The organism is Streptomyces sp. NPDC048612 (assembly GCF_043199295.1).
Taxonomy (GTDB): Bacteria; Actinomycetota; Actinomycetes; order Streptomycetales; family Streptomycetaceae; genus Streptomyces.
In genome coordinates this window covers 1-24,413 of sequence record NZ_JBICVV010000009.1, presented here as the reverse complement: position 1 = coordinate 24,413, position 24,413 = coordinate 1, and the positions used below count along the sequence as shown (strand labels likewise).

Below are 24,413 nucleotides of genomic sequence, written 5' to 3'. Positions count from 1 at the left end.
CCCCCTCCGCTGCCAACCGTCTGACGTGGCACAGCTTACGGATTGACGGCTCGCTGTGCTGAGAGGCCGCGCATGCGCCGTACGGTGGATTGACCGTGGCACGTGCGGGGCGCGGAGTGCGGAATCGCCGCCTCCGGTTGTGCGGCCCGACCTCCCGTGGGCGATCCCAATGATCCGTCACAGAAGGGGGATTGACCGGATGTAGGGGGATCAGGGTGGGTTGGCCGGGGATGCGGTGGGGGCGGCCGAGGCGCGGGAACGGGCCGCGGGGCGGACGCGGTGCGGGGGCGGAACGGGCGTACGCGGGGGAGCGGCCGGAGTGATCGAGGTCACCCTCAGGAGTGCCCGGGACGGTGCGGGCGACGGTCCTCCACCGGGATGTCCCCTGGGCGTGGGCGCGGGTCTCCACCCAGAGGAGTAGACGGGGCGCCGTGCCGTCATCCTCTTGGAGGCCGACCAATCGGTACGACGGCATGACGCCCGCCGCCGGCCGCGAGCCTAGGGTGGTCTTCAAGCGGCGGGCGGAGCACTCGTCCCCCGAGGTCAGACGCCCGCCGCCCGGATCACGACAGGAGCGGGACGATGGCGCGGACCTCCGGGCGGGCGGCTCTTCGGGCACAGGGGCGCAGGGTCGCCTCGGCGCTCGCCGGGCAGCAGCCTTCCGGTACCCGCCACCCGCTCGTCGCGGTGGCCATGGTGCTGCCGCTGGCGATCGTTCTCGCCGTGGTCTTCGGCGGCTGGGAGGCCGTCCTGACACAGGCGTCGTCCGTGGCCGGATTGCTGGGGCGCTGAGCGGCGCCCCGGTCCTGGGAGAGCGGCCCGGGACGGGGACATCCGGCTGTGACCCCGTGGGGACGGGGGGTGCGGCGGACGGCACGAAGGCCGGGCATCTGGGGAGATGCCCGGCCTTCGAGCGTCCGGCCCACGCCCCGGGGTGCCGCCTGGAGGTGCTCGCCGACCGTCCCGAGGGCACGGTCGTCCGCCGCGGCCTTACGGTCGCCAAGGCGCACGCCCCCGACGGCCCCGCCGTGGGCTGAACGCCCCGCTGCCGGGAGGCCGTTCCGGCGGTGCCGCCGTGAGCGGTTGTGGATGACGGGAGCTGAGGGACGATGCCATGCCCCAAGTGCCATGCGCCGATGCGGATATACCAGCGCCATGGCGTCCAGGCCCAGCAGGCCCCGCCGCCACCGTCCGCTCCGTTGACACACGACCGAGGGCCGGAGCGCAATGCTCCGGCCCTCGGTATCAGGCGTGGACGATACTGGGATTGAACCAGTGACCTCTTCCGTGTCAGGGAAGCGCTCTCCCGCTGAGCTAATCGTCCGCGGGACCACGGATCGGAAGATCAGTGGCTGCGTGCGCGATACTGGGATTGAACCAGTGACCTCTTCCGTGTCAGGGAAGCGCTCTCCCGCTGAGCTAATCGCGCGGGACGGATACCCCGTTTCCGGGAATCCAGTGGACGATACTGGGATTGAACCAGTGACCTCTTCCGTGTCAGGGAAGCGCTCTCCCGCTGAGCTAATCGTCCTTGGAGGTGGAGACGGGATTTGAACCCGTGTAGACGGCTTTGCAGGCCGTTGCCTCGCCTCTCGGCCACTCCACCAGGAGTGAGGGGGTTCGGGAAGATCCCCCACATCGAGCGGACGACGAGACTCGAACTCGCGACATCCACCTTGGCAAGGTGGTGCTCTACCAACTGAGCTACGTCCGCACTGTCTCTCCCAGACTACGTCCGGGAGCTACCTGTCCTCCGGGGCGCTTGGCGCGTCCCGGCGACGTGTTGAACTCTAGCGGATTCCGGGGCCAGTACAAAAACGCGTTTGTGCAGCGTGCTGCGGTGCGAGCTCGGCGCAGGCGGCGCGCGGGCCGCCGCCATAGACTCGCTGACGTGCACGACTTCGCTCCGATGGCCCGCTTCGGCGGCCTGATAGCCACCGACCTGCGGGATGTGACCAGCGATCCCGCGGCTCTGGACTCCACGGGCTGGTGGGCGGTCGCCGCCGATTTCGAGGGCACCGTGGTCTGTGCCCGCTTCGGCGACGTCCGGCCGGCCACCGCCGCGGACCGGCCCGCGCCTGACGGCTGGCGCGGCCCCGCGCCCGACGACTGGACCAGCTCGCTGGACCGTGACGCCTATACCGGCGGGGTGCGGCGCGTCCGTGAACACATCGCGTCCGGTGACGTCTACCAAGTGAACCTCTGCCGGGTGCTGACCGCGCCGCTGCCCGACCCCGGCCGGGCCGATGTCGACGCGCTGTCCGCGGTGCTGGCCCGCGGCAACCCAGCCCCGCACGCGGGCACCATCCGGCTGCCGGGCCACGGCGTGGAGATCGCCAGCGCCTCCCCGGAGCTGTATCTGCGGCGCGACGACCGCATCGTCTCCTCGGGGCCCATCAAGGGCACCGGACGGACCGCGGCGGACCTCTCGGCGAAGGACCAGGCGGAGAACGTGATGATCGTGGACCTGGTCCGCAACGATCTCGGCCGGGTCTGCGCCACCGGAAGCGTCACCGTCCCGGCACTGTGCGCCGTCGAGGAACACCCCGGCCTGGTCCACCTCGTCTCCACGGTCCGCGGTGAGCTGGCGGAGGCGAACGAGAAGACCGCCTGGGCGGACCTGCTGGACGCGACCTTCCCGCCCGGATCGGTGACCGGTGCCCCCAAGTCCAGCGCGCTGCGGATCATCTGCGAGCTGGAGACCGCGCCCCGCGGGCCGTACTGCGGCGGCATCGGCTGGGTCGACGCGGACCGCCGCACCGGCGAGCTCGCGGTCGGAATCCGGACGTTCTGGATCGACCGCACCCCGCCCGCCGGTCCGGTGCTGCGTTTCGGGGCAGGCGCGGGGATCATCTGGGACTCCGATCCGGAGCGGGAGTGGGACGAGACCGAGTTGAAGGCGCGCAGGCTGCTGGCGGTAGCGTCGGGCCTGCACGAGGTGAGTGGAGGCAAGCGATGAAGATCTGGCTCGACGGGGGACTGCAGGACGCCGAAAGCGCCCGGGTCTCGGTCTTCGACCACGGGCTGACGGTCGGCGACGGGGTCTTCGAGACCATCAAGGCCGAGCGCGGCCGCGCCTTCGCCCTCACCCGCCATCTGGAGCGCCTGACCACCTCCGCCCGCGGGCTCGGCCTGCCGGACCCCGACCTCGACGAGGTGCGGCGCGGCTGCGAGGCCGTCATGGAGGCCAACCCGATGGCCCTCGGCCGGCTGCGGCTCACGTACACCGGCGGGGTCTCCCCGCTCGGCTCGGACCGTGGCGACGCCGGCCCCACGCTGGTCATCGCGCTGTCCGAGACCCGGCGCCGCCCCGACACCACCGCCGCCGTCACCGTCCCGTGGACCCGTAACGAACGCGGTGCGCTCGCCGGCCTGAAGACCACGTCGTACGGCGAGAACGTGGTCGCCCTGGCCCGCGCGCGGGAACGGGACGCCTCCGAGGCGCTGTTCGCCAACACCGTGGGCGCGCTCTGCGAGGGCACCGGCTCCAACGTCTTCGTCGTCCTCGAAGGCGAACTGCACACCCCGCCGCTGCACTCCGGCTGCCTGGCGGGCATCACCCGTGCCCTGACCGTCGCCTGGGCCGGCGCCAAGGAGACCGATCTGCCGCTGGACGCCCTGGAGCGCGCCGAGGAGATCTTCCTGACCTCCACGCTGCGCGACGTCCAGGCCGTGACCCGGGTCGACGACCGTCAACTCGCCGACGAGCCGGGCCCGGTGACCGCGGAAGCCATGCGGATCTTCGACGAGCAGTCGGCCGCCGACTTCGATCCGCGGTGATGACGCGCCCGCACAGGGGCGAGTAGAAAGTCCTCGTGACCACAACGCTGCGCCCCGCGGGACCGGAAGAACGGCACGACGACGGGCACCGGGCCCGTCCGTACGACATCTGCGTCAACAGCCGCCGGGTCGGCGGGATACGGCTGACGACGGACGCCCGCTTCGGGCCGGCGGCCGGCCGGATCGCGGACCTGGCCGTCGACGAGCCGGACCGGCACCGGGGCCGCGCCACGGTCGCCGCGCTCGCCGCGGAGGAGGTGCTGCGCGGCTGGGGCTGCCGGCAGATCGAACTGACCGTCCCGGCCGGTGCCGGGGCCGCCGGGCGGCTCGCGGCGGCGCTGGGCTACACCGAGCGCAGCCGCACGATGAGCAAGCCCCTCACCGCTCCGCCCCCGCTGCCCGAGGGCAGCAGCGACCGCGCGCTGAGCGAGGCGGAGTACCCGGCCTGGCGGGACGCCGCGCTCGCCGAGCACGTCCGTACGCAGACCGGCCAGGGCATGGCCCGGGAGCGCGCCGAGGAGGCCGCGGTGGCCGGCCACCGCGCCCTGCTCCCGGACGGCGTGGAGACGCCCGACCAGTCGCTGCGGGTCCTGGCGCACGGCGGCGCCGACGTCGGCAGTATCTGGGTCGCCCTGCGGATGCCGGACCAGCCCGGCGGCTATGTCGTCGAGGTGCAGGTCGCGCCCGGCCACCGCGGGCACGGCCACGGCCGCACCCTGATGCGGGTCGCCGAGCGCGAGAGCCTCGCCGCCGGCCGCACCAGCCTCGGCCTGAACGTCTACGCGGGCAACACCCCGGCGCTCGGCCTCTACACGTCGCTGGGCTACCGGCCCACCGGCTATCTGCTGTGGAAGCCGATCGTCTGAGCCGGCCCGCGCCGCGCCGGTGAGGACGCGGTTCAGCCCTGCTCGGTCAGCAGCCGGTCGGCGATCTCCTCGATCCGGGCGCGCAGCCCGTCCTGGCTCTTGCCGCCGTCCAGCCGCTCGCCGCCGATCACATACGTCGGGGTCCCGGTCACGCCGATGGCCTTGCCCTCGGCCTCGTCCGCGTCGACGATCAGCAGATGCCGCCCGTCGATCAGCGCGGTGTCCATTTCCTCGGCGTCCAGCCCCAGCTCGCGGGCGACGTCCACCAGCAGCTTGTCCCCGCGCTTGCCGAGCTCCTCGGTCCGGGCCAGCACCGCCTCGATGTACGGCCAGCCCCGGCCCTGCTCGATGGCCTCCTCGGCGGCCTGCGCGGCGGCGTGGGCGCGCGGGTGCTTCGGCAGCGGGAAGTGGCGCAGCCGGATCTCCAGCCGGTCGCCATAGCGCTCCCGCAGCGCCCGCAGGTCCTCCAGGGCGGCGTGGCAGTCCGGGCACTGCAGTTCGCACCACACGTCCAGTACGGGGCGGACGGGACGGGCGGGGGAGGCGGTGGTGGCGTCGTTCATGGCAGCCAGTCTTCCAGCCTGCCGCCCGGGGCCCGAACCGGGACCTCGGGAGGAGGCCGACCCGGAGATGTCCCTGAGGCCGGGCCGGAACATGGCCCGCGCGGGCCCGGACAAGGCAGGATGGAAGGGAGCAGACCGCCTGCTCACCCATCCATCGGCAGGAGGACCGGATGCTGACCTCGACCGTCTGTGCCGCGGTGTCGGCAGCGGGCCTGGGCGTCGCCGCGATCACGGCGTACCGCAAGCGGTTCCTGGCCGCGGCCCGTATCGCCGCTTATTCCCTGATCCCCATCGGCCTGGTGATGACGGGCGTCATCGACTGGGTCACCGGCATCGTCTTCAAGCCGACGGTCTGGGCCGGCTTCGGCGTGCTCGCGCTGTCGGTCGTGCTGTTCATGGTCACCAGGGCGGTCGAGCGCCGCCGCGGTGGGCTCGGCAGCCGTAAGGAGCGCCGGGCCGCGGCGGCCGACCGGACCGAAGCGGTGGCTCCCGGTGCCTCCGCCCCCTCCCTCGGCGCGGGCCGGCCCGCGGCGCAGCCGGCCGCCAAGGGGAAGGCCGCACCGGCCAGGGGCGGCGCCCCCAAGGATGACTTCTCGGACATCGAAGCGATCCTGAAAAAGCACGGGATCTGATGAACTACCGCTGCTGAGGCGCCTATCGGGCGCACTTGGACGATCGTCTGCGCCATGATGCGCGCGAGATGAACGATGAGTGCGCCCTCGCCCAAGACGACGCCCCGTCCCCCGAACCACGCGGTTGTCTGTTCGCGCTGTCCCAGCCGCCGCTGATGCTCTTCCTCGCCGTCATCGGCGTCCTGCTCCTCCTCGGCGCGATGCACGACCTCTTCCTGCTGTGAGGCCCGCCGCGCCGCCGCTCAGCCCGCGGCCTCCCGCCGCCGTGCCCGGTAGGCGGCGACATGCAGCCGGTTCCCGCAGGTACGGCTGTCGCAGTAGCGGCGGGAGCGGTTGCGGGAGAGATCGACGAAGGCGTGCCGGCAGTCCGGTGCCTCGCAGTGCCGCAGCCGCTCGCGCTCCCCGGCGACGACGAGGAAGGCCAGCGCCATCCCGCCGTCCGCAGCCAGATGATCGGCGACCGAGGCGCCCGGCGCGAAGTAGTGGACGTGCCAGTCGTACCCGTCGTGGTCGGTCAGCTGCGGAGTGGTGCCGGCCGAGGCGACCAGCGCGTTCAGCTGTTCGGCCGCGCCGCGGTCGTCGGCGGCGGCGAAGACCCGCGCGAACCGCGCGCGCACCGACCGTACGGTGGCCAGGTCGCCCGCACCGAGCGCGCCCACGCCGCTGACGGCGTGCCGCCGGACGAAGTCCTCGAGGGCCGCGAGATCGGTCAGGCTGTCCGGCGCCCCGGGCGCCTCGCCCTCCGGCGCGGTGTTCAGCAGATCGACGACCGCTTCCAGCGCGCACCGGGTGTCATGGGTGATGATCACGGTTCCGCTCCCTGGCAGGGTGGGGCCGGACGGGTACCGCCCCTGGTGGTTGCCGAATGGTCGCCGACTCTAGCGCTTCGAACAAGCTTCAGCGCCGACTCCGCGGTGGGTCCGCGGCGACGACGCCGAAGTGTGCCGTGTGAACTTGTCGGTCCTGCGCCGTCTCCCCGAGTCGGACGGGCGCAAGCGTGAGCGGGTGGGTGCTTTCGGTAAGCGGTCTGCGTCTCAGCTCTCCGCAAGGATGTGGGAGAGCTCGGTGTCGAGATCGAAATGCCGGTGCTCCGTACCGGGCGGTACGGCGGCATCGGTCCTTTTGAGGAACGACTCGAGAGCCCGCGCGGGCGCCTCGAGCAGGGCTTCGCCTTCCGGGGAACTCAGGGCGATGCAGACGACACCCTGTCCGTGGCTCCGGGACGGCCATACGCGGACGTCTCCGGTGCCCGTGGGCCGGTGCAGGCCCTCGGCGAGGAGGTCGCGGGCGAAAACCCACTCGACGGTCTCCTCGGCTCCGGTATGGAAGGTGGCATGCACGGCATAGGGATCGGCCGTGTCATACCGCAGGCCCGCGGGTACAGGCAGTGAGGACTCGCTCGACACAACGAGGCGCAGGTGCAGCTCGCAGCTGACCGTGGTGTTCATAAGCGCCAGGGCCTTTCGCTCAGTGTGCGCTCGGGGATTCGCACGTCGGCGAAATCGACATGCCACCTACGGTGCCGTTGTAAACCCCTCTGACGGTTTTGTGTGGCTTCAGGTACCTCTTCCGGCGGATTGCGAGATCGTCCCCAGCGGTAATTCCGGCAGGCTGTCGCGTCCGGTAAGTTGGGGAGTATGAATACGCAGAGTAACGGGGGGCCGGTAGTGGTGGAGGAGGACGCCGCTCCAACCGAGAAGCCGCTCGGTTCGCGGGCGCCGCACTTCATCAAGCGTTCCCGGCCGCTCCACGTGAGCTGGCAGGTCGGGGTCTTCGTCGTCGGTCTCGCGGTCGTGGTGGCCGGCGTGATCATGCTGCCGCTCCCGGGACCGGGCTGGCTGGTGATCTTCGGCGGTATGGCGATCTGGGCGACGGAGTTCGTCTGGGCGCAGCTGGTGCTGCGGTGGACCAAGCGCAAGGTCACCGAAGCGGCCCAGAAGGCGCTGGACCCCAAGGTGCGCCGCCGCAACATCATCCTGACGACCGTCGGCGTGGTGATCATCGCGGCGCTGCTCGCGGTCTACCTCTGGAAGTTCGGCCTCGCCATGCCGTGGAACGTCTCCGAGTGACCGAGAAGTGGTCAGAAGTGCCCGTCGACGTGCGGTAATGTTGGCGGTGCGCCCGGGCGATTAGCTCAGTGGGAGAGCGCTTCGTTCACACCGAAGAGGTCACTGGTTCGAACCCAGTATCGCCCACCCGGGACGAGGGCCCGGAGACATCAAGTCTCCGGGCCCTCGTCGTTGTTGGACGGGTGGCCCGCCGCGGGGCGCACACTGGGATCATGTCCGCCTGGTTCCGTCGGCCGCACCACTACCGCTTCCGCAGCGTATGGCTGCTGAACGCCCCGCCGACCGTCGTGTACGCCGTCCTGGAACGCGCCGAGGCCTATCCGCGGTGGTGGCCGCAGGTCCGCGAGGTGACCCGGCTCGACGCGCGCAGCGGCACCGCCCGGTTCCGCTCGCTGCTGCCGTACGACCTGTGGGTGGTGGCGAGCGAGCGGGTGCGGGACCCGGGGGCGGGGGTGCTGGAGATGACGATGCGCGGCGATCTGGCGGGCTGGGCGCGCTGGACGGTGGTGCCCGGCGCGGGCGGCACCCGTGCCGTCTTCGAGCAGGAGGTCGAGGTCTGCAAGCCGCTGCTGCGGCGGTTCGCGCTGCTGGGACGGCCGGTGTTCCTCGCGAACCACGCGCTGATGATGCGGGCCGGACGGCGCGGTCTGGCGGCCTGGCTGGCTCGCGGATGAGGTGCGCCGGGCGCCGGGGCGCGGCGGCCCGGGACCGCCGTGGAAGAGGAATTTGATGGAAGCCCCGCGGGGCCTGTATTGTTCTGCTCGTTCGCGAGGGAAACCCCGCCGACACCCGGGCGATTAGCTCAGTGGGAGAGCGCTTCGTTCACACCGAAGAGGTCACTGGTTCGAACCCAGTATCGCCCACCGGGATCAAGGACCGGGCCGCAAATGGCGGCCCGGTCCTTTTCGTTGGAAGAGCGCCGCACCGGAATTCCGCCCGGTGCGTTTGCCGTTGTACGGAATTCTGAGACGGGATCAGGCCGCCGCGGGGAGTTCGGGGCGCAGCGGCCAGTGCGGATCGACGACCTCGGGATTGCCGCTGCGGGCGAACCACGCCTGGAGTCCGCGGGCCTGGGCCGCGTACCAGACGGCCTGGCGGGTGTGCAGCTCCGCCGGGTGCAGCCCCTCCAGGCGCTCGGCGAAGCGGTGCCCCAGGGCCCGGACGACGCGCAGGGCGGCGAGCGCGTCGGCGGCCGCCTCATGGGCGTCGGTCAGCTCGACCTCGTAGTGCGCGCACAGGTCGGTGAGCGTCCGGCGGCCCTTGCGGTAGCGGTCCAGGTGCTTGTCGAGGACGTGGGGGTCCAGGACGCGCAGCGGGTGGCCGCCCAAGTAAGCGCTCAGCGAGCTGGCGCGATGCCGCTTCAACTCGCGCTCCAGCAGGGTGAGATCGAACGGGGCGTTCATCACGACCAGTGGCCGGCCGGCCACCGACTGGGCGGCCAGGGCGCGTGCCACCTCTTCCAGGACCGGAGCCGGCCAGCGCCCGTGGAGGGCGAGGTGTTCGGCTGTCAGGCCGTGCACCGCCGTCGCGGCGTCCGGTATCCCGACGCCCGGGTTGATCAGCCAGCGGGTGATCCGGGGCGCGGAGCGCGGTGTCTCCTGGACCACCAGGGCCGCGGAGACGATGCGGTCGCGCTCGACGTCGACCCCGGTGGTCTCGGTGTCGAAAGCGGCAAGCGGTCCGTCATACCAGCACGGCATCATCCCAACTCCTCGCGCTCGTACGGGGGATGACAGGCAACGCCACCCGAGCTGGTGATACCCGAGCCGCGCGGTGCTCGAACCGTCCTTGTTTGCGGAGTACTTGACGCGGAGACAACCAGAGGGACGGGCCGGCGTGCTCCGCCTCCTCCCCGTCATCCACGCATCGACCGGTACAGCCCGGAAGGCAACTCCGCGATGACGCTCGCGCAGCCCGAACCGGGTGGGCTGCTGCCTGCGCACCTCCCGCAGCGCGGCGGACTCGCCACCACCGCCTGCATGGAGACCCTCCAGGTGGGCTATCTCCACGCGGTCGCCGCCGCCTCCGGATGTTCGCTGGCGCAGCCCTTCCCGGACAACGGAATCGACTGGCACGTCAGCCATGGCGCGCCCGGCCACACCGTCGACGACGAGGTCACCATCAAGGTGCAGCTCAAGTGCACCTACCAGACCGCCCCGCGCCCGCCGGGGCCGACGTTCGCGTTCACGCTCGACAACGACCACCTGGTGAAGCTGGCCCGCACGCCCGTGACGGTGCACAAGATCCTGGTCGTGATGCTCGTCCCGCGGACCCAGGAGGACTGGCTGCGGGCCGGCCACGACCGTCTCGAACTGCGGCACTGCTGCTACTGGACCAACCTGGCGGGCCACCCGGTGACCGGCCGGCGCAGGACCACCGTGCGGATTCCCACCGCGCGGATCTTCGACGACCGAGCGCTGTGCGAGATCATGACGCGGGTCGGGGCGGGAGGAAGACCGTGAGGTACCGGCCGACCGACGACCACGACGCACGGCTGCTCGATCCCGCGCAGCTCGACCCGGCGGTGCTCGGCGCGCTGCTGGCCCGGCACGGCTGGCGGCGCCGGGGCGGGGCGGCCGGCCACTTCACCCGGTGGACGCCGCCCGGCGGCGCGGGCGGCGCCAGCCTGCTGATCCCGCACGACCGCCGCTTCCCCGACAGCGACGAGCTGCTCGCGGAGGCGCTGGCGGCGCTGGCGCGGAGCGCGGTGCCCTCCGCGCGTGAGGTGCTGATGGGGCTGGCGGTGCCCAGCGACGAGGTCCGCTGGGAGCGCGAGGTCCCCGACGGCGGCTCGGGGGCCGCGCACTGGGTGGCGCAGGAGCAGCTGCGCGGCGCGGCCCGTTCGCTGCTGCTGGCCGGGGCGCTCGGAACGTACGGCCGGGCCGGCTACTACGGCGCCCGGCACAAGCGGCAGGCCGAGGGGTTCCTGAACCAGGTGCTGGTCGGGCCGGCGGTGGCCGGCCGCCGGCTGACCGCGTTCGTGCCCGTGCGCGGCGGCCGCCGGGCGGTCGCCGGGCTGCAGCAGGCGCTGCACGCGGCCCGTGACGCCACCGACTACCAGCGGGCCACCGGCGGCACGGAGGCCTTCGACGCGGCCGTCGGGCTGGGGGTCTGCCATGAGCTGGTCCAGGCGCTGATCGCGCTGGTGCGGGACGCGGAGGGGGTGCGGATCGCGGTGGCGTGGTCACCGGCGGCCGGCGCCCCGGCCGGCTGCCCTGCCCGCCCCGAGCCGGTGGAGTTCTCGCCCGGTGATCTGCCCGCGCTGCAGGAGGCGGCCCGGCGCTATGTCCGTGCGGAGCCGTCGCTGCCGGTCCGGGTGACCGGGGCGGTGGTGCGGCTGCGCAGGGAGCGGCCGGGCGGCCCCGGCACGGTCCGGCTGCGGGTGCTCAGCGGGGCCGATGTGCTCCAGGTGCGGGTCGCGCTGGGGGAGGAGGACTACCGGATCGCCGGGCACGCGCACCTGGTCGGACTGCCGGTGCGGGTGACCGGGCGGCTGGAGAGCCGCGGCGGGTTCCGCCGGATCACCGGCGGCCGCGAGGTCACCCCCGTACAGGTCGACGAGGCGGAGCGGGACCGGCTGCTGAAGTCGCTCCAGGAGAATCTGGACTTCTTCGAGGAGGCGTGCGGCGCGGAGGAATGACGGCCTGCGAGCCGGGGGTGGTGAAACCGTTTCGCGGTCGGGTCCGGTGGCTCGGTACGATTCGGCTGCGCAGCAATCGCTGACGCGAAAGAGACATGAGTCAGGAGAGACCGGTGTCAGACGTCCGTGTGACCGTCCAACGCGATTCCGAGCGGGAAGAACGCGTGGTGACCACGGGGACTACGGCTGCCGACCTCTTCCAGGGTGAGCGCAGTGTCGTCGCCGCGCGGGTGGCCGGGGAGCTGAAGGACCTGGCCTACGAGGTCGCCGACGGTGACGCGGTCGAGCCCGTCGAGATCACCTCCGAGGACGGCCTGAACATCCTGCGGCACTCCACCGCGCATGTGATGGCGCAGGCCGTGCAGGAGCTGTTCCCGGACGCCAAGCTCGGCATCGGCCCGCCCATCAAGGACGGCTTCTACTACGACTTCGACGTCGAGACCCCGTTCCACCCGGACGATCTCAAGCGCATCGAGAAGAAGATGCAGGAGATCCAGAAGCGCGGGCAGAAGTTCGCGCGCCGTGCGGTCAGCGACGACGCCGCCCGTGAGGAGCTGGCCGACGAGCCGTACAAGCTGGAGCTGATCGGGCTCAAGGGCTCCGCAGCGGACGCCGCCGAGGGCGCTTCCGCCGAGGTCGGCGCCGGCGAGCTGACCATCTACGACAACCTCGACGCCAAGACCGGCGACCTGTGCTGGAAGGACCTGTGTCGCGGTCCGCACCTGCCCAGCACCCGCGCCATCCCCGCGTTCAAGCTGATGCGCTCGGCCGCCGCGTACTGGCGCGGCAGCGAGAAGAACAAGCAGCTCCAGCGGATCTACGGCACCGCCTGGCCGACCAAGGACGAGCTCAAGGCCCACCTGGAGTTCCTCGCCGAGGCCGAGAAGCGCGACCACCGCAAGCTGGGCGCGGAGCTGGATCTGTTCTCCGTTCCCGAGGACATCGGCTCGGGTCTGGCGGTCTTCCACCCCAAGGGCGGCATCATCCGCCGGGTCATGGAGGACTACTCCCGCCGGCGCCACGAGGAGTCGGGGTACGAGTTCGTCTACACCCCGCACGCCACCAAGGGGAAGCTGTTCGAGAAGTCGGGCCACCTGGACTGGTACGCCGACGGCATGTACCCGCCCATGCAGCTCGACGAGGGCATCGACTACTACCTCAAGCCCATGAACTGCCCGATGCACAACCTGATCTTCGACGCGCGCGGCCGCTCGTACCGTGAACTGCCGCTGCGCCTCTTCGAGTTCGGGACCGTGTACCGGTACGAGAAGTCCGGAGTGGTGCACGGTCTGACCCGTGCCCGCGGCTTCACCCAGGACGACGCGCACATCTACTGCACCAGGGAGCAGATGGCGGACGAGCTGGACGCCACCCTCACCTTCGTGCTCGACCTGCTGCGCGACTACGGCCTGACCGACTTCTACCTGGAGCTGTCCACCAAGGACCCGGAGAAGTTCGTCGGCTCGGACGAGACCTGGGAGGAGGCCACCGAGACGCTGCGCAAGGTGGCCGAGAAGCAGGGCCTGCCGCTGGTCCCGGACCCGGGCGGCGCCGCCTTCTACGGGCCGAAGATCTCCGTGCAGACCAAGGACGCCATCGGCCGTACCTGGCAGATGTCGACCATCCAGCTGGACTTCAACCTGCCGGAGCGGTTCGACCTGGAGTACACCTCCGCCGACGGCTCCAAGCAGCGCCCCGTCATGGTCCACCGTGCGCTGTTCGGCTCCATCGAGCGGTTCTTCGCGGTGCTCCTGGAGCACTACGCCGGCGCCTTCCCGGCGTGGCTGGCTCCGGTCCAGGCGACCGGTATCCCGATCGGCGACGCGCACGTCCCCTACCTCCAGGAGTTCGCGGCCGAGGCCAAGGCCAAGGGGCTGCGGGTCGAGGTGGACTCCTCCTCGGACCGGATGCAGAAGAAGATCAGGAACGCCCAGAAGAGCAAGGTGCCGTTCATGATCATCGCCGGTGACGAGGACGTCGCGCACGGCGCGGTGTCCTTCCGCTACCGCGACGGGTCGCAGAAGAACGGCATCCCACGCGAGGAGGCGATCGCCGAGCTGCTCGACGTCGTGGAGCGTCGCGTCCAGGTGTGACGGCGGTGACGTGAGGGCGAGGCCCCGGAGAGCGACCTGCTCTCCGGGGCCTCGTCAGCGTTCGCCATCCTGCCGGAACCGGCGCATCAGGTAGGAGGAGAAGGAGCCCACCACCGCTCCCACCAGCGCCACTCCGACGAACATCAGCCCCACGGCGATCACCCGGCCGCGCGCGGTGACCGGGGTGGCGTCGCCGTACCCCGTCGTCGTCAGCGTGGAAGCGGCCCACCACACCGCGTCGCCGAAGGTGCGGATGTTGGCGTCCGGGGCGTGCCGCTCGTCGTTGTAGACCGCCAGGCTGGCGGCGTAGCCCAGCAGCAGCGTGGCGAGCCCGGTGTACGTCATCACCCGCGCCTCCAGGGCGAGCCCGGGTGCCGCCCGGCGCAGCTGCATCCGCTCATGGAGATCGATCATGCGCAGCGGCCGCAGCAGCGGCAGTACCGTCACGATCAGGTCCAGCCAGCGCGTGCGTACGAAGTGCCAGCGGTCCCGGCTGAAGGCCAGCCGGGCCAGGTACTCGGCCACGAAGACGGCCCAGCTCACGAAGGTGAGGCTCTCCCAGAAGGCGTACCAGCCGGGGGAGAGGCCGGGGACCAGGACCCGGACCGTATAGGAGGTGAGGAAGAGGATCGAGGCGATGAGGAGATATGGCTGCGCGCGCCTCTCCCACTCCAGCAGCCGCGCGTCCCTGTCCACCGGCACAGCATCGCGGAGCAGGGCAGGGTATGCGCCCCAACGACACGGTGCCAACGGGCGAAGCCATATGCTGGCCCGTATGACAAGCGAGCCGGAGCAGCAGATCGGAGTCGGGACGCAGGACGCCTTCCAGCGCCTGTGGACGCCCCACCGGATGGCGTACATCCAGGGGGAGAACAAGCCGACCGGCCCGGGGGCCGACGACGGCTGTCCGTTCTGCACCATCCCCGCGAAATCGGACGAGGACGGCCTCGTGATCGCGCGCGGTGAGCATGTCTACGCGGTGCTGAACCTCTACCCGTACAACGGCGGGCACCTCATGATCGTCCCGTTCCGCCATGTCGCCGACTACCCGGAGCTGGACGGGCCGGAGACCGCGGAGCTGGCCGAGTTCACCAAGCGGGCGATGACCGCGCTGCGCACCGCTTCCGGGGCGCACGGCTTCAACATCGGGATGAACCAGGGCACCGTCGCCGGGGCCGGTATCGCGGCCCACCTGCACCAGCACGTCGTCCCGCGCTGGGGCGGCGACACCAACTTCATGCCGGTGGTCGGCCACACCAAGGTGCTGCCCCAACTCCTCGCCGACACCCGGGCGATGCTGGCGAGCGCCTGGCCCGCGTAGCGCCGCTCCGGCGCGCCCCGGGTGCGGGGCCGGGACGACACGAACCCGGACGAATCGGATAGATCGCCCTAATTCGGATTAGTTGCCTCTCTAATGGGGTGGTGACTTCCGTAGAGCGTCGTGCCCTGCTGCGGGCGGCCGCCTCGGCCGCGGCCGCCGGTGTGCTGGTGGCGGGCTGCGACCCACACCGGGACGTGGGCGCCGGCGCCGGCCGGCCGTCCGGCGGACCGGGCCCGTCCGGGGCGGGCCACGCCCCGCCCGCCCCGGTGCGCGCCGCGCGGCCGCCGACCCGGGTACCCGGCCTGCCCGTACAGATCGAGCACGGGCCACGGAACGGCCGGGCGGTCGCGCTGACCTTCCACGGCAGGGGCGACCCCATGATGGCGACCGCCCTGCTGCGCGAGGCCGAGCGGGCCGGCGCCAGGGTCACCGTGCTCGCCATCGGCGACTGGCTCGACGAGCAGCCCGCGATGGCCCGCCGGATTCTCGACGGCGGCCATGAGCTGGGCAATCACACCCTGCACCACCGCGACATCTGCGCGCTGCCGGCCGCCGACGCCGACGCCGAGATCCGTGGCTGCGCCGACCGGCTGCGCAAGCTGACCGGCACCATCGGCAGCTGGTTCCGCCCCTCGCAGACCCGGCGGGCCACGCCCCTGGTGGCCGAGCTGGCCCGCAAGGCCGGCTATCCGCACGTCCTCTCCTACGACGTGGATTCCCTCGACGCCGACGACCCCGGTGCCGCCGCCGTCCAGCGCACGGTCCTGGACTCGGCCGGGCCGGGCTCGGTCGTGAGCCTCCACCTCGGGCACGCCGGCACGGTGGCCGCGCTGCCCCCGATCCTCGACGGCCTCCGCCGGCGCGGTCTGCGCGCGGTGACGACAACGGAGCTAGTGACCTGATGGCTGACCGGAACCGTACCCACGACCGTCACAGCCCGCGTGCGCGCCGCCGGGCCGCGCTGTTCACCGTGGCCTGCGCGCTGGTGGCCGCGGGCTGCGGCAGCGGCGACGAGAGCGAACGGGCCGGGCAGAGCCCGCGGCCGGTCGAGCGCGCACCGGTCCAGGCCGCCAAACCGGGGCTGCCCGGGATGCCGCCGCTGCTGGACCAGCACGACCTCTACGCGGCGGACCGGCCGGGCAGACTGGCGCCGCAGGTCAAGGACTTCCCCTCGCGGATCTACGTCCCGAACACCGGCTCCGACACGGTCAGCGTCATCGACCCCAAGACGTACAAGGTCATCGAGACCATCCCGGTGGGCGTCCAGCCGCAGCACGTCGTGCCGTCCTGGGACCTCAAGACGCTCTGGGTCAACAACAACCGGGGACACGACCTCACCCCGATCAACCCTGCCAACGGCAAGGCCGGCGACCCCGTCAAGGTCCACGACCCGTACAACCTCTACTTCACGCCCAACGGCAAGTACGCGGTCGTGATGGCCTCCATGGACCGGCAGCTGGTCTTCCGCGACCCGCACACCATGGAGGTCCGCAAGACGCTCCCGGTCAACTGCGCCGGCGTCAACCACGCCGACTTCTCGCCGGACGGCCGGTACTTCATCGTCTCCTGTGAGTTCTCCGGTGAACTGCTCAAGGTCGACACCGAGAAGATGAAGGTCATCGGCCAGGAGAAGCTGTCGTTCGAGGGCGCGATGCCGCAGGACGTGAAGATCTCCCCGGACGGCAAGACCTGGTACGTCGCCGACATGATGGCCGACGGCATCTGGGTCCTCGACGGCGACCGCTTCACCCGGCCCCGGCTCATGCCGACCGGCAAGGGCGCCCACGGCCTCTACGTCAGCCGCGACTCGAAGCACATGTACGTCTCCAACCGCGGCGAGGGCTCCATCTCGCTGCTCGACTTCCGGACCGGCAAGCTCGTCGACAAATGGCACATCCGCGGCGGTGGCAGCCCCGACATGGGCGGTCTCTCCACCGACGGCAAGGTGCTGTGGCTGTCCGGCCGTTACAACTCCGAGGTCTACGCGCTGGACACCCGCACCGGCAAGACCCTCGCCAAGATCCCCGTCGGCCAGGGCCCGCACGGTCTGGCGGTCTACCCGCAGCCGGGGCGGTACTCCCTGGGGCACACCGGCATCTTCCGCTAGCCGGTGCGCCCCGGGGGCCGTCTAGGCGTTGTACTCGTCCGCCTTCTGCGGTTCCACGCCCTGGATCATGCCGCTGAGCACCAGGGAGCGGTTGGTGAAGCGCTCGGTGTCCACGCCGTTCTCCTTGAGGACGCTCATCGCGGCGGAGTGGACCGTGCGCAGCACCGGGGTCGCGGCGCGCAGCGCGTCATCGGCCATGAAGCGGTGGCGCCAGGGCTTGTCGGCCCAGACGTGCCGCAGGCCGAAGGGTTCGGGCAGGGTCAGCTTGCCGCCGAGGAAGTCCAGCACCGGCGGGAACCAGGTCAGCGGGGCGCGGGCGGCGAGCCGGACCACCTCCTGCGGCTCGATGAGCGGCAGCTGCTGGGTCTTGGTCTCCCAGAACTTGACGACCTTGGCGACGTCCTTGGTCTTGGGCTCCGGCTTCGAGGTGAAGAGGCCGTTGACCGGGCCCAGGGCATGGCCGGTGACCTCGATGCGCAGGGTCTCGTGGAGCACCGTGACGGTGATCATGAGGGTGATCACCAACTGGCCGTCCCACAGGACGAACTGGACCCCGAGGTAGTGGCGGTTGCCGCTGCCGAACTGCTGCTCGTTGCAGATCCGCTCTATCTCGTGGCCGCGGATCTCGTACGCCTCCACATGGGTGCCCTCGGGGCGGGCGACGGCGGCGGCCTTCTCGCCGACCGGCGAGACGATCCAGTGGCGTACGGACGGGGTGGGGAATCCGCCGGTGTGCAGCGGGCTGCGCTCCAGCAGCCGAAGCTTGTCGTGGATCGCCCGGATCACGTCCCAGCTGCGGAACGGGTGGATCTCGCTGCCGCCCCGCGCCGGGATGAGCTCCTCGGCGAGCTGCCAGCTGCCCCAGCGCGTGCCCATGCCGAGTATCCCCTTGGGACCGGCGTAGAAGACGACGTTGCTGTTCTGCTCGGCGGAGATTTTGGCGAGATTCTGACGGAGGGTCTCGGCGGCGATCTGGTTGGGGTCCTGGGGAACCGCCTCGGGGATCTTCGCGGCCACACCGCCGCCCTCCAGCAGCCCCTTCCAGGACTCCCGCAAGGCCACCGCGGTCTTCTCGCTGATCTGCTTGGCCAGCCACCAGCCGACCACCGGGGCGACGATCATGCCGCGGGCGTACAGCGGCCAGAAGCCGTTGAGCGGCAGCTTGATCATGAAGAACACGACGAGGACGCCCAGCACCGTCAGCAGCACCCCGCCGATCAGGGAGAGCCCCTTGCCCGCCCCGTCCTTGGAGAGCAGCTTCCGCAGCTGGAAGACGCCCAGCCACAGCAGCACACCGGGCAGGAACAGCACCATCAGCAGCGTCAGCTTGGCGTCCCGCTGCTTGCGGATACGGGTGGCCGACAGACAGTGCTCGACGACGGTCTGCGGCTCGGTCCCGAAGGACTGGATGAGCGCGGCGCGCCCGCCGCCGAGCATCCGCACCTGCACCGCGCGCGCGAACGCCTCGCCGAGATTGGGCGCGAACAGCGACAGCTTGGGCTTCTTGATGGTGGACTTGCCGGAATCCGAGTCGGCTTCCAGGATCTTGTCGAGCAGGCAGTCCCGGTAGGCGGCCGAGGCCAGTGCCTGGGTCGCCGCCGTCTGCCCGGCGCTCCCCGACAGCGGGACCTGAGCCCCGGGACTGAAGTCAAAGCCGTCTGCCACTACCGCCCCCCACACCGCACGCATCCGATGATGCGGCTCTTCCCGACTTCCGCTGACGGCACACCTGTTGAGGGCCTGTTGTCGAGCCCGTGACCTCGTGTCCTGACGTCGACCCCCCGGTGCGAGGCCAGGATCTCAGCGTACAGCCGCCGTCCCGCCCCGAGGGGTTGAGCGGGACAGCGGCCGCTCCAATGGTTGACCGGCCGTCAACTATGCGCCGTTCTCCGCCCCTTCCCGCCACTTGTCGGCGAGCTGCGGCGGCATCGGCTCATGCCGCAGGTGGACGCGGGAGAACCGCCCGGTGCCGTGGGAGAGGGAGCGCAGATCGACGGCGTACCGGTCGATCTCGATCTCGGGCACCTCGGCGCGCACCACGGTGCGTCCCGCCCCTGACTGTTCGGTGCCCACCACCCGGCCGCGGCGCCCGGACAGATCGCTCATCACCTGGCCGACGAAATCGTCCGGAACCATCACGCTCACCTCGGACACCGGTTCGAGCAGGTCGATCCGGACCTCGGCGGCGGCCTCCCGAAGCGCCAGCGCGCCCGCTGTCTGGAAGGCGGCGTCCGAGGAGTCGACGGAGTGCGCCTTGCCGTCGAGCAGCGTGACGCGGATGTCGACGAGCGGATGCCCGGCGGCGACACCCCGTGCGGCCTGGGTGCGTACGCCCTTCTCCACGGACGGGATGAACTGCCGGGGGACCGCGCCGCCCACGACCTTGTCCACGAACTCGATGCCGGAGCCGCCGGGCAGCGGTTCGACCTCGATCTCGCAGATCGCGAACTGGCCGTGCCCGCCGGACTGTTTCACATGGCGGCCGCGGCCCGCTGCGGGGGCGCCGAAGGTCTCCCGCAGCGGCACCCGGTGCGCGACCGTGTCCACCTTGACGCCATAACGGGTCCGCAGCCGCTCCAGGGCCACATCGACATGCGCCTCGCCCAGACACCACAGGACCACCTGGTGGGTGTCCTGGTTGTGCTCCAGCCGCATCGTCGGGTCCTCGGCGACCAGGCGGGCCAGGCCCTGCGAGAGCTTGTCCTCGTCGGCCTTGCTGTGGGCCTCGATGGCGACCGGCAGCAGCGGGTCGGGCATCGTCCACGGCTCCATCAGCAGCGGGTCGTCCTTGCCTGAGAGGGTGTCGCCGGTCTCGGCGCGGGACAGCTTCCCCACGCACGCCAGATCGCCGGCGATCGCCTTGGACAGCGTGCGCTGCTGCTTGCCGAACGGGGTGGACAGCGCGCCGACCCGCTCGTCGACGTCGTGGTCCTCGTGGCCCCGGTCCTGCAGCCCGTGGCCCGAGACATGCACCGTCTCGTCGGGGCGCAGGGTGCCCGAGAAGAGGCGGACGAGCGAGATCCGGCCCACGTACGGGTCGGAGGAGGTCTTGACCACCTCGGCCGCGAGCGGACCGCCGGGATCACAGGTCAGCGCCGGGCGCGGGGACCCGTCCGGGGTGGTCACGGCCGGTGCCTCGCGCTCCGCGGGCGTCGGGAAGCCACCGGTGATCAGCTCCAGCAGCTCCACCGTGCCCAGCCCCTGCCTGGCGCCCTCGGCGGCCGGGGCCGCGGCCAGCACGGGGTGGAAGGTGCCACGGGCGACCGCCGTCTCCAGGTCCCCGACGAGGGTCTTGATGTCGATCTCCTCGCCGCCGAGGTAGCGGTCCATCAGGGACTCGTCCTCGCTCTCGGCGATGATGCCCTCGATGAGACGGTTGCGGGCCGCCTCGACCAGCGGCAGCTCGTCCGCCGTGGGCGCGCGTTCGGTGCGCTCGCCCGAGGAGTAGTCGAACACCCGCTGTGAGAGCAGCCCGATGAGGCCGTGCACGGGGGCGTGACCGTCGGCGCCCGGTGTGCCGTACAGCGGGAGGTAGAGGGGGAGGACGGCGTCCGGGTCCTCGCCGCCGAACGAGGTGCGGCAGCGTTCGGTCATCTCGTCGAAGTCGGCGCGGGACGCCTCCAGGTGCGTGATGACCAGCGCGCGCGGCATCCCGACCGCCGCGCACTCGTCCCAGACCATCCGGGTCGCGCCGGCCACGCCGTCGGCCGCCGAGACCACGAAAAGGGCCGCGTCCGCGGCGCGCAGACCGGCCCTGAGTTCCCCGACGAAATCGGCGTAGCCGGGGGTGTCCAAGAGATTGATCTTGACTCCGCCCCAGTCCACCGGGACCAGAGAGAGCTGTACGGAACGCTGCTGGCGGTGTTCGATCTCGTCGTAGTCGGAGAGACAGCCGCCGTCCTCGACCCGGCCCGCCCGGTTGACCGCGCCGGACGCCAGCGCGAGGGCCTCGACCAGAGTGGTCTTTCCCGATCCGGAGTGGCCGACCAGCACCACATTCCGCAGGGCCGTGGGCTGGTCGGCCGTTGATGCCCTGCCGGCGGCTCCCGGGTGTGTACTCGATTTCTCGCTCATGTGTCTCGCCTCCAGGTCGACACTTTGCGGTGATTCGAGCTTTCCACCGAGGCCATGCCGCGTCCATACGTGGCGCATCGGCCCGGTGCCTCGGACGCACCGGCCCGGTGTGGCCCAGGGCGCCGGCCACACCCCGTACGGCCTGCGGGAGCGTCCGCGGGCGTGCGCGGGCCGCCCCGAGCCCCGGGACGCACCCGGCGCCGCGATGCGTTCGTGGTGCCCCCTGACCTCCTGGCTACGATGGGCCCGCCGGTGGCCGCTAGACCGCACGGCCCGTTTCGACTCCCGGGAAGGCCATGCTGAACAAGTACGCGCGTGCGTTCTTCACGCGTGTTCTCACGCCGTTCGCCGCCCTGCTCATCCGGATCGGCGTCAGCCCGGACGCGGTCACCCTGGTCGGCACCGGCGGCGTGGTGGCCGGCGCACTGATCTTCTACCCCCTGGGCGAGCTCTTCTGGGGCACGGTCGTCATCACCCTGTTCGTCTTCTCCGACCTCGTCGACGGCAACATGGCGCGGCAGCTGGGCCGCTCCAGCCGTTGGGGGGCGTTCCTCGACTCCACCCTTGACCGGGTCGCCGACTCGGCGATCTTCGGCGGGCTCGCCCTCTGGTACGCGGGCCGGGGCGACAGCCTGCTGCTCTGCGGGATGGCGATCTTCTGCCTGGCCAGCGGCCAGGTGGTCTCGTACACCAAGGCGCGCGGGGAGGCGATCGGGCTGCCGGTGGACGTCAACGGGCTGGTGGAGCGCGCCGAGCGGCTGGTCGTCACGCTGGTGGCCTGCGGCCTGTCGGGGCTGCATGCCTTCGGGGTGCCCGGCGTGGAGATCCTGCTGCCGATCGCGCTGTGGATCGTCGCCGTCGGCAGTGCCGTCACCCTCGGCCAGCGTGTGGTGACGGTCCGACGGGAGTCGGCAGAGGCCGACGCCATGGCACAAGGGGGGAACAGCGCATGAGCGCGCGCAGGAACGGCCGGCCGTGGATCGACGGGGAGAAGCTGGCGGACGCCCTGTACGCCCTGGGCTGGAGCACCGTCAAGAAGCTGCCCGAGGGCGCCGCCGTGGGCCTCGGCCGGCGGATCGCCGACACCGCCTGGAAGCGCCGCGGCAAGGGCGTCCTCCGCCTGGAGGCGAACCTCGCCCGGGTCGTCCCGGACGCCACGCCGCAGCGGCTCGCCGAACTCTCCCGGGCCGGGATGCGCTCGTACATGCGCTACTGGATGGAGTCCTTCCGGCTGCCGGCCTGGAGCAAGGAGCGGATAAGGGCGGGCTTCGCCGTCGAGGACGTGCACCACCTGGAGGAGGGGCTCAAGAGCGGCCGGGGCGTCATCCTGGCGCTGCCGCACATGGGCAACTACGACCTCGCGGGTGCCTGGGTCACCACCAAGCTCGGGGTCCCCTTCACCACCGTCGCCCAGCGTCTCAAGCCGGAGTCGCTCTACGACCGCTTCGTCGCCTACCGCGAGGGCCTGGGCATGGAGGTGCTGCCGCACACCGGCGGCTCCGCCTTCGGCACGCTCGCCCGGCGGCTGCGGGCCGGCGGCCTGGTCTGCCTGGTCGCCGACCGCGATCTGTCCGCCTCCGGGATAGAGGTCAAGTTCTTCGGCGAGGCCACGAAGATGCCGGCCGGTCCCGCGGTACTCGCCCTCCAGACCGGCGCGATGCTGCTGCCCGTCACCCTCTGGTACGACGACACCCCCGTCATGCGGGGCCGGGTCCACCCGGAGATCGAGGCCCCCGAGACCGGCACCCGTGCCGAGAAGGCCGCCCAGATGACCCAGGCGCTCGCCGACGCCTTCGCCTCCGGCATCGCCGACCACCCCGAGGACTGGCACATGCTGCAGCGGCTCTGGCTCGCCGACCTGGAACCGCGCGAGCAGCCCGGCGCCCCGGGCACCTCCGGAACGGAGTCCGCGTGAAGATCGGCATCGTCTGCCCGTACGCCTGGGACGTGCCCGGCGGCGTGCAGTTCCACATCCGTGACCTGGCCGACCACCTGATCCACCTCGGTCACGAGGTCTCCGTCCTGGCCCCCGCGGACGACGAGACCCCGCTCCCGCCGTACGTCGTCTCCGCCGGCCGCGCCGTTCCCGTCCCGTACAACGGCTCGGTCGCCCGCCTCAACTTCGGCTTCCTCTCCGCCGCCCGGGTACGCCGCTGGCTGCAGCACGGTGCCTTCGACGTCATCCACATCCACGAGCCGGCCTCGCCCTCGCTCGGTCTGCTGTCCTGCTGGGCGGCCCAGGGCCCGATCGTGGCGACCTTCCACACCTCCAACCCGCGCTCGCGGGCGATGATCGCCGCGTACCCGATCCTGCAGCCCGCGCTGGAGAAGATCAGCGCACGGATCGCGGTGAGCGAGTACGCCCGCCGCACCCTCGTCGAGCACCTCGGCGGCGACGCGGTGGTCATCCCCAACGGCGTGGACGTCGACTTCTTCGCCACCGCCGAGCCCAAGGCCGAGTGGCAGGGGCGCACGATCGGCTTCATCGGCCGGATCGACGAGCCGCGCAAGGGCCTGCCGGTCCTGATGGAGGCGCTGCCCGCGATCCTCGCCGAGGTACCGGACGCCCGGCTCCTCGTCGCCGGCCGCGGCGACGAGGAGGAGGCCGTCGCGGCACTGCCCGCCGGCCTCCGCTCCCGGGTCGAGTTCCTCGGCATGGTCAGCGACGAGGACAAGGCGCGGCTGCTGCGCAGCGTCGACCTCTACGTCGCGCCCAACACGGGCGGCGAGTCCTTCGGCATCATCCTCGTCGAGGCGATGTCGGCCGGGGCGCCCGTACTGGCCAGCGACCTCGACGCCTTCGCCCAGGTCCTGGACCAGGGCGAGGCCGGCGAACTCTTCACCAACGAGGACGCCGAGGCGCTCGCCGCTGCGGCTGTACGACTTCTCGGTGACCCGGCTCGTCTCGCGGAGCTGCGGGAACGCGGCGCTCGCCATGTGCGGCGCTTCGACTGGTCCACGGTCGGTGCCGACATCCTCGCCGTCTACGAGACGGTCACCACCGGAGCGGTGTCGGTGGCCACCGACGAGAGAGCCGGCCCGCGTAGTCGACTCTGGCCGGCGAGGGATTGACCTCCCACGTTTTCGGCTGTCCCGCCGTGGGGGCTCGCGTTGTTTCGGGTCCGCTGCGCGGGGCGTGGGTTGAGGTGATGTTTGCGGGTGGTCGCGCCGTGGCGCCTGCGGCGGGCGGGTGGTTGTCGGGTGCGGTGACGGGCCTCCGGGGCCTGGTGTGTGGACTGCTTCGCTTTACGTCCACACACCAGGCCCC

The 24,413-nt window shown here is 71.5% G+C and carries 25 protein-coding genes and 7 tRNA genes; 20 read left to right on the top strand and 12 right to left on the bottom strand.

The genetic code is table 11. The annotated features are described in order from the left end of the window. Nucleotides 1-582: 582 nt before the first annotated feature. Both ACGFN2_RS15870 and ACGFN2_RS15865 read left to right on the top strand, forming a co-directional pair. Nucleotides 583-792 carry a hypothetical protein gene (locus ACGFN2_RS15870; RefSeq protein ID WP_362610039.1) on the top strand — a complete coding sequence of 70 codons (210 nt, stop codon included), beginning with the start codon at nt 583-585 and terminating at the stop codon, nt 790-792. Between the two features lie 56 nt (nt 793-848). Then, a complete protein-coding gene (locus ACGFN2_RS15865) occupies nt 849-1,037 on the top strand; it encodes a hypothetical protein (protein WP_393360925.1) in 189 nt (62 codons plus the stop codon). 215 nt (nt 1,038-1,252) lie between these two features. On the opposite strand, the gene ACGFN2_RS15860 is transcribed toward ACGFN2_RS15865, so the two are convergent. The 5 genes from ACGFN2_RS15860 to ACGFN2_RS15840 form a co-directional block, all read right to left on the bottom strand. Next, nucleotides 1,253-1,324 (bottom strand) — tRNA-Val (locus tag ACGFN2_RS15860). A gap of 33 nt (nt 1,325-1,357) precedes the next feature. Then, a tRNA-Val gene (locus tag ACGFN2_RS15855) sits at nt 1,358-1,429 on the bottom strand. A gap of 30 nt (nt 1,430-1,459) precedes the next feature. Continuing rightward, nucleotides 1,460-1,531: transfer RNA gene (locus ACGFN2_RS15850), tRNA-Val, on the bottom strand. 1 nt (nt 1,532) lies between these two features. Continuing rightward, nucleotides 1,533-1,606 (bottom strand) — tRNA-Cys (locus ACGFN2_RS15845). Between the two features lie 35 nt (nt 1,607-1,641). Beyond that, nucleotides 1,642-1,714 (bottom strand) — tRNA-Gly (locus ACGFN2_RS15840). 177 nt (nt 1,715-1,891) lie between these two features. Here ACGFN2_RS15840 and ACGFN2_RS15835 point away from each other — a divergent pair. Genes ACGFN2_RS15835 through ACGFN2_RS15825 form a run of 3 tightly spaced genes read left to right on the top strand, consistent with a single transcriptional unit; the run spans nt 1,892 to nt 4,646 of the window. Beyond that, a complete protein-coding gene (locus ACGFN2_RS15835) occupies nt 1,892-2,959 on the top strand; it encodes a chorismate-binding protein (protein WP_393360644.1) in 1,068 nt (355 codons plus the stop codon). Next, nucleotides 2,956-3,780 (top strand): aminotransferase class IV, encoded by an 825-nt coding sequence (locus tag ACGFN2_RS15830; protein ID WP_393360642.1) that lies wholly within the window; start codon nt 2,956-2,958, stop codon nt 3,778-3,780. Before ACGFN2_RS15835 ends, ACGFN2_RS15830 begins: the two co-directional genes overlap by 4 nt. 35 nt (nt 3,781-3,815) lie before the next feature. Continuing rightward, complete coding sequence (locus ACGFN2_RS15825; protein ID WP_393360640.1) at nt 3,816-4,646, top strand: GNAT family N-acetyltransferase; 831 nt, start codon at nt 3,816-3,818, stop codon at nt 4,644-4,646. 32 nt (nt 4,647-4,678) lie between these two features. Here the strand turns inward: ACGFN2_RS15825 and ACGFN2_RS15820 are convergent, their stop codons facing one another. After that, entirely contained in the window at nt 4,679-5,209 is a 531-nt protein-coding gene (locus ACGFN2_RS15820) for a DsbA family protein (RefSeq protein ID WP_393360638.1), read from the bottom strand. Nucleotides 5,210-5,379: 170 nt separating this feature from the next. On the opposite strand from ACGFN2_RS15820, the gene ACGFN2_RS15815 reads away from it, so the two are divergent. After that, on the top strand, nt 5,380-5,841 hold the full coding sequence (locus ACGFN2_RS15815; protein WP_362610025.1) for a hypothetical protein: 462 nt from the start codon (nt 5,380-5,382) through the stop codon (nt 5,839-5,841). A gap of 68 nt (nt 5,842-5,909) precedes the next feature. Next, a complete protein-coding gene (locus tag ACGFN2_RS15810; RefSeq protein ID WP_362610024.1) occupies nt 5,910-6,065 on the top strand; it encodes a hypothetical protein in 156 nt (51 codons plus the stop codon). An 18-nt stretch (nt 6,066-6,083) separates the two neighbouring features. On the opposite strand, the gene ACGFN2_RS15805 is transcribed toward ACGFN2_RS15810, so the two are convergent. Together ACGFN2_RS15805 and ACGFN2_RS15800 are read right to left on the bottom strand one after the other, a co-directional pair. Beyond that, nucleotides 6,084-6,650, bottom strand: coding sequence for a CGNR zinc finger domain-containing protein (locus ACGFN2_RS15805; RefSeq protein WP_393360636.1), 567 nt, complete (start codon nt 6,648-6,650; stop codon nt 6,084-6,086). Nucleotides 6,651-6,875: 225 nt separating this feature from the next. Further along, nucleotides 6,876-7,289, bottom strand: a complete 414-nt coding sequence (locus ACGFN2_RS15800; protein WP_003959770.1) for an SsgA family sporulation/cell division regulator — start codon at nt 7,287-7,289, stop codon at nt 6,876-6,878. Between the two features lie 189 nt (nt 7,290-7,478). Here ACGFN2_RS15800 and ACGFN2_RS15795 point away from each other — a divergent pair, with 189 nt between their 5' ends. The 4 genes from ACGFN2_RS15795 to ACGFN2_RS15780 all read left to right on the top strand — a co-directional run bounded on the left by ACGFN2_RS15795 (nt 7,479) and on the right by ACGFN2_RS15780 (nt 8,773). Beyond that, nucleotides 7,479-7,910: a TIGR02611 family protein gene (locus ACGFN2_RS15795; RefSeq protein ID WP_393360634.1), complete on the top strand. Its 432-nt coding sequence runs from the start codon at nt 7,479-7,481 to the stop codon at nt 7,908-7,910. Nucleotides 7,911-7,964: 54 nt separating this feature from the next. Then, nucleotides 7,965-8,036, top strand: a tRNA-Val gene (locus ACGFN2_RS15790). A gap of 86 nt (nt 8,037-8,122) precedes the next feature. After that, nucleotides 8,123-8,584, top strand: a complete 462-nt coding sequence (locus ACGFN2_RS15785; protein ID WP_393360632.1) for an SRPBCC family protein — start codon at nt 8,123-8,125, stop codon at nt 8,582-8,584. A 117-nt stretch (nt 8,585-8,701) separates the two neighbouring features. Further along, nucleotides 8,702-8,773 (top strand) — tRNA-Val (locus ACGFN2_RS15780). Nucleotides 8,774-8,884: 111 nt separating this feature from the next. Here ACGFN2_RS15780 and ACGFN2_RS15775 read toward each other — a convergent pair. Beyond that, nucleotides 8,885-9,610: an exonuclease domain-containing protein gene (locus ACGFN2_RS15775; protein WP_393360630.1), complete on the bottom strand. Its 726-nt coding sequence runs from the start codon at nt 9,608-9,610 to the stop codon at nt 8,885-8,887. A gap of 198 nt (nt 9,611-9,808) precedes the next feature. Between ACGFN2_RS15775 and ACGFN2_RS15770 the strand changes: the two genes are divergently transcribed. The 3 genes from ACGFN2_RS15770 (at nt 9,809) to thrS (ending at nt 13,643) form a co-directional block, all read left to right on the top strand. Then, nucleotides 9,809-10,372, top strand: a complete 564-nt coding sequence (locus ACGFN2_RS15770; RefSeq protein ID WP_393360628.1) for a DUF4365 domain-containing protein — start codon at nt 9,809-9,811, stop codon at nt 10,370-10,372. Then, entirely contained in the window at nt 10,369-11,550 is a 1,182-nt protein-coding gene (locus ACGFN2_RS15765) for a hypothetical protein (RefSeq protein WP_393360626.1), read from the top strand. Before ACGFN2_RS15770 ends, ACGFN2_RS15765 begins: the two co-directional genes overlap by 4 nt. Before the next feature lie 113 nt (nt 11,551-11,663). After that, nucleotides 11,664-13,643, top strand: coding sequence for a threonine--tRNA ligase (thrS, locus tag ACGFN2_RS15760; protein ID WP_393360624.1), 1,980 nt, complete (start codon nt 11,664-11,666; stop codon nt 13,641-13,643). 54 nt (nt 13,644-13,697) lie between these two features. Here thrS and ACGFN2_RS15755 read toward each other — a convergent pair whose 3' ends face one another. Continuing rightward, entirely contained in the window at nt 13,698-14,345 is a 648-nt protein-coding gene (locus tag ACGFN2_RS15755) for a potassium channel family protein (protein WP_393360622.1), read from the bottom strand. Nucleotides 14,346-14,406: 61 nt separating this feature from the next. Here ACGFN2_RS15755 and ACGFN2_RS15750 point away from each other — a divergent pair, with 61 nt between their 5' ends. From ACGFN2_RS15750 to ACGFN2_RS15740, 3 genes are all read left to right on the top strand, one after another. After that, nucleotides 14,407-14,964, top strand: coding sequence for an HIT domain-containing protein (locus ACGFN2_RS15750; RefSeq protein ID WP_362610002.1), 558 nt, complete (start codon nt 14,407-14,409; stop codon nt 14,962-14,964). 101 nt (nt 14,965-15,065) lie between these two features. After that, the gene (locus ACGFN2_RS15745) at nt 15,066-15,866 is read left to right on the top strand and encodes a polysaccharide deacetylase family protein (RefSeq protein WP_393360620.1); all 801 of its coding nucleotides are present in this window, start codon (nt 15,066-15,068) and stop codon (nt 15,864-15,866) included. Then, the gene (locus tag ACGFN2_RS15740; RefSeq protein ID WP_393360618.1) at nt 15,866-17,071 is read left to right on the top strand and encodes a YncE family protein; all 1,206 of its coding nucleotides are present in this window, start codon (nt 15,866-15,868) and stop codon (nt 17,069-17,071) included. The genes ACGFN2_RS15745 and ACGFN2_RS15740 overlap by 1 nt, the downstream gene beginning before the upstream one ends. Before the next feature lie 21 nt (nt 17,072-17,092). Here the strand turns inward: ACGFN2_RS15740 and ACGFN2_RS15735 are convergent, their stop codons facing one another. Further along, nucleotides 17,093-18,760, bottom strand: coding sequence for a hypothetical protein (locus ACGFN2_RS15735; RefSeq protein WP_393360616.1), 1,668 nt, complete (start codon nt 18,758-18,760; stop codon nt 17,093-17,095). 186 nt (nt 18,761-18,946) lie between these two features. Next, on the bottom strand, nt 18,947-21,145 hold the full coding sequence (locus ACGFN2_RS15730) for an elongation factor G-like protein EF-G2 (RefSeq protein WP_362609996.1): 2,199 nt from the start codon (nt 21,143-21,145) through the stop codon (nt 18,947-18,949). A gap of 296 nt (nt 21,146-21,441) precedes the next feature. On the opposite strand from ACGFN2_RS15730, the gene pgsA reads away from it, so the two are divergent. From pgsA to ACGFN2_RS15715, 3 genes are read left to right on the top strand one after another with little or no spacing between them, the layout of a single operon-like run. Beyond that, nucleotides 21,442-22,098 (top strand): phosphatidylinositol phosphate synthase, encoded by a 657-nt coding sequence (gene pgsA, locus ACGFN2_RS15725; protein ID WP_393360614.1) that lies wholly within the window; start codon nt 21,442-21,444, stop codon nt 22,096-22,098. After that, complete coding sequence (locus tag ACGFN2_RS15720; RefSeq protein ID WP_362609990.1) at nt 22,095-23,060, top strand: phosphatidylinositol mannoside acyltransferase; 966 nt, start codon at nt 22,095-22,097, stop codon at nt 23,058-23,060. Before pgsA ends, ACGFN2_RS15720 begins: the two co-directional genes overlap by 4 nt. After that, nucleotides 23,057-24,217, top strand: coding sequence for a glycosyltransferase family 4 protein (locus tag ACGFN2_RS15715; RefSeq protein WP_393360612.1), 1,161 nt, complete (start codon nt 23,057-23,059; stop codon nt 24,215-24,217). The genes ACGFN2_RS15720 and ACGFN2_RS15715 overlap by 4 nt, the downstream gene beginning before the upstream one ends. Nucleotides 24,218-24,413: the final 196 nt, after the last annotated feature.